This is a genomic window from Gemmatimonas sp., from assembly GCF_041689975.1.
In the GTDB taxonomy this organism is placed as follows: domain Bacteria; phylum Gemmatimonadota; class Gemmatimonadetes; order Gemmatimonadales; family Gemmatimonadaceae; genus Gemmatimonas.
The window spans coordinates 1-6265 of the sequence record NZ_JBDNFF010000060.1 but is presented as its reverse complement, the minus strand read 5'-3'; the positions used below and the strand labels follow the sequence as shown (position 1 = coordinate 6265).

3 protein-coding genes and 1 pseudogene are annotated in these 6265 nt (G+C 63.6%); 1 reads left to right on the top strand and 3 read right to left on the bottom strand.

Features of this window, described 5'->3' with window-relative positions; genetic code table 11:
• Positions 1 to 145: 145 nt before the first annotated feature.
• Genes ACESNG_RS04570 through ACESNG_RS04560 form a run of 3 tightly spaced genes read right to left on the bottom strand, consistent with a single transcriptional unit; the run spans position 146 to position 5021 of the window.
• Positions 146 to 1870, bottom strand: coding sequence for an amidohydrolase (locus ACESNG_RS04570; RefSeq protein WP_373067984.1), 1725 nt, complete (start codon positions 1868 to 1870; stop codon positions 146 to 148).
• 17 nt (positions 1871 to 1887) lie between these two features.
• Positions 1888 to 3537, bottom strand: coding sequence for a M1 family metallopeptidase (locus ACESNG_RS04565; protein WP_373060945.1), 1650 nt, complete (start codon positions 3535 to 3537; stop codon positions 1888 to 1890).
• Positions 3534 to 5021, bottom strand: coding sequence for an aminopeptidase P N-terminal domain-containing protein (locus ACESNG_RS04560; RefSeq protein ID WP_373060944.1), 1488 nt, complete (start codon positions 5019 to 5021; stop codon positions 3534 to 3536). Before ACESNG_RS04560 ends, ACESNG_RS04565 begins: the two co-directional genes overlap by 4 nt.
• 282 nt (positions 5022 to 5303) lie before the next feature.
• Here ACESNG_RS04560 and ACESNG_RS04555 point away from each other — a divergent pair.
• A pseudogene (locus tag ACESNG_RS04555) lies at positions 5304 to 6265 on the top strand (hypothetical protein); the annotation flags it as partial.

The following is a 6265-nucleotide window of genomic DNA, read 5'->3' as shown; positions in this document are numbered from 1 at the left end:
TCCACGCAGCGCGCCACGACCTGATCGGCCATCGCGCGCATCTCCTGCGCGCTGAATTCGAGATCGATGATACCAACTCCCTGCGTAAACGTGATGCCGTCGGGTCGCGCGCTGTTGCCTTTGTGGTGCTGGTGACGCCATTCCGTCAGCGCTGGTACGTCACGCGACCGCGGGACAGCGTGGTGACCACCTCACCGCGTAGCAAGGCGGGTCCTTGGGCACGAAACGGGTCGATGTTCAGCACCGTCAGGTCGGCCCGCTTTCCCACGGCAATCGTGCCGGCGTCATGTTCGTCGAATGCAGCATGCGCGCTCCACACGGTGTAGCCACGCACCGCTTCTTCCGGCGTCATGCGCTGCGCCGGATACCAACCACCTGACGGCGCGCCGCTGGTGTCCTCACGCGTGATCGCCGAATGTAATCCGTAAAACGGGCTCCAGTCGGAGCCGGGCAGGTCCGACGAGAAGACGAGGGCGGCCCCGGCGCGACGCAAGGTGCGCCAGGCATACGCGCCAGCCATGCGATCGGCGCCGACACGCGTTTGCGCCCAGCCCTTGTCCTCGACGGCATGCGGAGGCTGCACGGAGGCGATGACGCCCAAGGTCGCAAACCGCGCGATATCGGCCACCGAAATGATCTGGGCGTGCTCCACGCGATGACGCAGTCCGCGAGCCTTTGGCGAGGCGGCCGTGACTGAATCGATGAAGTCGAGCGTGGCGCGGTTGCCCGCATCACCAATGGCATGAATACCCACCTGGAAACCGACGCTCATCGCATCGGCCACGAGCCGCTGGTCGAACCCGTACGCGCCACCACTCACGCCGCGATGCCCGGGACGGTCCGCATAGTCGGCGAGCAGCTGTGCTCCTCGCGAACCGAGAGCACCGTCGAAGTACGCCTTCACGGCGCGCACCGTGAGCATGCCGTTGGCAGACGTGAACGGACCACGCACGATCCAACGGCGAATCAGCGCCGAGTCACGCGCGCTCAACATCGCGTACACTCGCAGCGGTAGCGAATCGCGCTCGGCCAGTCGTTCGAAGCTGTCCATCACGTCAGGAGCCACCCCCGCTTCGTGCACGCCCGTGTAGCCCGCCGCCGCCATCACGTGCAGTGCGCGCAGCAACTGCGCGTCGCGCTGTGCCGCCGCGGGGATCGGGACGGCGTCGTCGAGCAGTGGGACCGCGCGATTGAGCACGAGACCTGTAGGCTCTCCGCGAGCGTCGGTGCGGATCTCACCTCCCGCAGGCGACGCTGTCTCGCGGGTGATGCCGGCGAGCGTGAGGGCGCGTTGATTCGCCCACGCGGCGAAACCGTGCAGGCTGCGCAGGATGACCGGATGATCCGGGACGCGCGCGGAGAGCAGGCGCTTGTCGGGATAGCGGTTGGCCCACGCCCCTTCGTCCCAGCCGTAGCCCAGGATCCACTCGCCTTTCGGCGTCTCAGCGGCGCGCTGGACGATACGCTCCACCGCTTCAGCCTCGGTCGCAACGCCGGTAAGGTTCACGCGCTCGAGCGACTGTCCGAGTTCGGCAACATGTGTATGCGCGTCGACGAGACCCGGGAGCATCACGTGGCCCGCCAGATCGATGACTCGGGTTTCCGGCCCCCTGCGCGCGAGCGCGCCGGAGTCAGCGCCGACGTACACAATGCGCCCATCACGCACGACAACAGCCGTGGCATCGTAATGCCAGCCCGTGAGGGAGTCGTAGGGCGCCTTGTCGGACGGCAGTCCTTCTGTAGACGGCTCCGGCCATGTGAGGGTATACACATGACCGTGGTGCAGAATGAGATCGGCGGCAGGCGCGCTTTCGGAACCTGACGAGCAGCCGGCAACGAACGCCGCAACGAACACCGGTAGGGATCGCAAGCCAAGGCGGCGGTGCACTAGCGCCTCTTCTCAAACGTCGCGTCCATCAGCACCCACAGGTTCGGGTCAAGGCGCACGTCTTCTGGCTCCGATGGCGCATTGATGGTGAAGCTGTTGGACTTCGCATTCACCCGCACCCGCTCGATGGCTGGCGACGGCTGGCCCTTGCTGTACAGCGCGATCTCCATCGGCATCGTGAACAGGCTGCCGTCGGTCTGCACTTGATCGAGCGTAATGCGCACCTGCCGAGCCGCGGCATCGTACGTCCACGTACCCACCACCTTGAGTGTACCGGGCTTGTAGAGCCACTGCTCGAAGAACCATCCCAGCTCCTGGTCAGACGCTTCTTCCATAGCTCGGCGGAAGTCGGCGGTGGTGGCATTGCCGTTGAAGTGCCGCGCGTAGTACGCGCGAATGCCGCGCTGGAATGCGTCCTGGCCGATCACGCCACGCAGCATGTGCAACGTCCAACTCCCCTTCTGGTAGGTGTGTGAGCTGGTCACATCCTCCATGCGGCGCAGGTTGTTGTGGACGATGGTGTAGGCCGGGTTTCTAGCGGCGAAGCTCATCACGGTGTTGCGGCTGGACTGCAGCCCGCGCACGAACTCGTCGCGACCATAGGCGTGCTCGATGTACAGCAGCGTGAAATAGGTGGCGAAGCCTTCGCTGAGCCAGACATCGTTCCAGTCGTACTCAGTGACGGCATTACCGAACCACTGATGCGCGATCTCGTGGATCACCACGTTACGCCAGCGCATGCTGCCGGTGCCGGTTACCGAGCTTTCGCTGTAGAGAATGGCCGATGCCGCCTCCATACCGCCGCTAACGCTGTTGGACTGTATGTTGGCCAACCGCTCATAGGCGAAGGGGCCCACGTAATCGCTGTAGTATGCGAGCACGTCTTTCGTTGGCGTGGCAAAGTCGGCAAACCCAGCGTCGCGATCCTGCGCGTACACCCACGTCTCGATGGCTTTGCCCTCGAATGTGTCAACGCGCTGTACCGCAAAGCGCGCCACGCCCAGCACGTACAACCACGGTGCAATCGGCACCGAGTTTTTCCAATACGTGCGGCGTCGACCACCGGGCACGTCGGTGATTTCCATCTGCAGACCGTTGGACACAACCTGATAGTGACTCGGAGCCGTGACGATGAACTCGCTCGTGGCCTTGTCGTACGGATGGTCGATCGTGGGTAGCCAATGGCGGGCCTTGTCGGGCCAGTTGTCGCTGAAGAAGGTGCGATCGCCGTACTTGTTGTTGCCGATCTTGAGCCCCGTAGCGGGCGTGCCCTGGTAGCGCACCACCACTCGCGCGCGCTCAGAAACGGTCGGCGCGGAAGCCAGCGGCACCAACAGCACATCGTCCGCGTGCGTGTAGGGCATCGTGGTGCCGTTCATCGTCACGTTCACCACGCGCATCCCCTTGCCGCCCTGCGCCGCGCTGGTGCCGATGAGATCGAGGCGCACGGCACGTACACCGGCCCCCACGAAGCGCAGATCGAGCGCCAACTCGCCGACGATCACGTCGGTCGTATCCGACAGCTCGATCGTGAACGCGTAGTTGAGGGCGTCGATGTTGGGGTTCTTGGGGTACGTGTCGACCGACGCCGCGGGCGACATGAACGCGCCCAGAAGAGCCAGGCCCGTGGTGACGAGGTGCTGTTTCATCGACGGGTGCTCCCTGATGCGCGCACTGGTGCTACGGGTGGACGAAATTGTATCACGCCGGCTTCAGCGATCGTGCGTTCCACGTCGGCTATACGCGACGGGACAAATCCGCTGAGATTCTCGACGCCCGCTTCCGTGACCAGCGCCATGTCTTCGATGCGGATGTAAAGCTGTTCTTCGGGAATCCAGATCATCGGATCAATCGTGAACACCATCCCCGGTTTCAGTGGCACGCCGCGTACGCGCCCCACGTCGTGTACGGCCATGCCAACCGGGTGCTGGAAGTGGCCGCGGAACGCCAACCCTTGTTGTACGGCCTTGAGATGGGCGGGAGAAGCGAACGTCTTCCCAACCAGGTACTGCTTCATGTCCGCCGCCGCACGATCGAGGATCTCGTCAGCGGTGACGCCTGGCTTGATGTAGCGGAAGAGCGCGTCGCGATACGCCACGATGTACTCGTACAGGGCAGCTTGGGCAGCGGTGAATTTTCCGTTCACCGGCCAGATGCGCGTCACATCGCTGGTGTAGTAGCGGTAGTCGGGCGCGTAGTCCATCAGCACCAGATCGCCGTCGCGCAACACGTCGGCCTTGCGGAAATAGTGCCCCATGAAGGCGTTCGTACCACCGCCAATGATGGAGGCGTAGCCATCGCCGCGAGCACCGTTCACGTAGAACTCGTACTTGGCTGCCGCATCGAGCTGATACTCATACACACCGGCACTGGTGGATCGCATCGCTTCCATGATGCCGAGTCCCGCCAGCTGCGTTGCCGTGCGAATGAGCGCGATCTCGGCGGTGCTCTTGATCAGACGCATCGCGTCGAGCGTCGGCGACAGATCACGCACGTCGAATTGCGGAAAGCGCTCCTTGACGAGCCGCGCAAAATGCGCCTCGCGCGACGGTCGGCCATCCCACGGATCACTCGCCGCGCGCGCCTGACCGGACAACAGCTCGTCACGACTGTCGTTGCCCGTCTCCATCGGACTGAGCGGCGTGTACAAAGCCAATGCTGGAGGGCGAATGAGGTCGGCGCTCACCAGGTCGCGGGCGAGACTTTCCAACCCCCGTACCTGCTCGACACCGGTGAGTCGCCCGACGAGTGCCGTATCCTCCGCCGAGAGGATCTTCCCTTCAGAGCGTTCCCTCCCGTCGTCGCGGTGCGGGAGATACAGCGTCGAGGTGCGCGTCCGCCCGTTGAGCAGCAGGTACGCGTGCGCCGACTCGACGCCGCACAGGTAGTAGAAGTCGTTCGACTGGCGGAATACGCTGAAGCCGGGCACACCGCTGGCCCCTTGCACGATGGCGATGCCCCGCGAGCCGATCGCGTCATAGATCTTCGCGCGCCGGGCGGCGAAGTCGTCGAGGGTGAAGTCGGTCTGGTAGCCGTGCTTGTCCTGTGCGCGGGTCTCCGACGGGATGACGAGCAGGAGACAGGCGGCCAGACACCACGAACGTGGGGTACGCATGAGACGGCGGATAGTCATGGGGATGTCACGTGGGAGCGCGGTATGGGAAAGCATACGATCCGCCCGCGCGCCCGGCTATCAAGTCCGCCGCCGGCCTGAGATTCCGTACCGCGAGCGATAGGGCAAAGGCGAAACCAAATCAACGCCACGAGAACCAAACACCACGGCAATAAGGCTGCGTGCCAAATGTAAGAATGCAGCCCTGCCTTGCACATTTACAGCGGACTGAGCGTTAATAGTATTTTGCGGATCTTCGTGGCCGATGCAGGCCCGTCGTCATATTCACGGTGAGTTTTACTCATGCGTTTTCTGGTAATGGGAATACGGTGGAGCTGGACGTTCGGCGCCGTCGGAATGTCGCTGGCGCTCGCAGGAGCTGCCTCGGCGCTTCGCGCACAGACCGTGCTCAGCGTGCCCTTTACCAGCGGGTTTATAGGCACTCGCGGCAGCTCGGCTGGTACGGCCAACAGCGTGTTGACGTTTACCACGCTGCAGATCGCGCGCATTTTCTTTATTCAGAGCTCGTCCACCACGACGTTCGAGATTCAGGGGAACGACATCCCCGGCACGATGCGTATTGTGCGTACCAATGGCATGACCCTCGACATCCCCGCATCGGCCAATTGGCGGAATAGCGGCGGAACGACGTATCTGATCGGCTTCCTGCCACGGCCGGTCGCGCCGATTACGCTGACCTACAGCGGCGGATCCATCCAGATCACCAATGGCGCGAATCCCGGCGGATCGAGCGTCGGCGGCTATGCCGCGGCCTACGCGGGGAGAAAGCTCGCCGACGGAGAAAGTGACAATGGCAACGCGGCCATCGGGCAAATACTCGATGGCATCAACAGCTATCTCACCATGGTCGTCACGTCGCGACCAGCCGGCCCAGTTACCGTCACTGCGCTCAGCACGTCGTCGAGGACCCCAACCATCTCCGGCACCGCGACCCTGGGCACCGGCGAAGTGTTGACGGTCGTGGCCAATGGTGTGCAATACTCGACCACCACGACGCCCGCCATCGTGCAGAGTGGCACCAGCTGGTCGCTGACGCTGACCACTCCACTCGCGATCGGTTCGTATGAGATAGCGGCGACGATCACCAACACCGACGGCTTCACGGTCAGTGACGCCAGCACCAACGAACTCACGATTACGCCGACCACCGTTACCATCGGTGGCAGCTTCACCGCAAACCATAAAGAGTACAGCGGGACCCCGACGGCCACCGGCACCACGACCGGCCTCACGCTGCTTGGCGT

Coding starts and splice junctions, on each gene's coding strand:
- ACESNG_RS04565 (WP_373060945.1), bottom strand. CDS start 3,537: ATGAAACAGCACCTCGTCACCACGGGCCTGGCTCTTCTGGGCGCGTTC.
- ACESNG_RS04560 (WP_373060944.1), bottom strand. CDS start 5,021: ATGACTATCCGCCGTCTCATGCGTACCCCACGTTCGTGGTGTCTGGCC.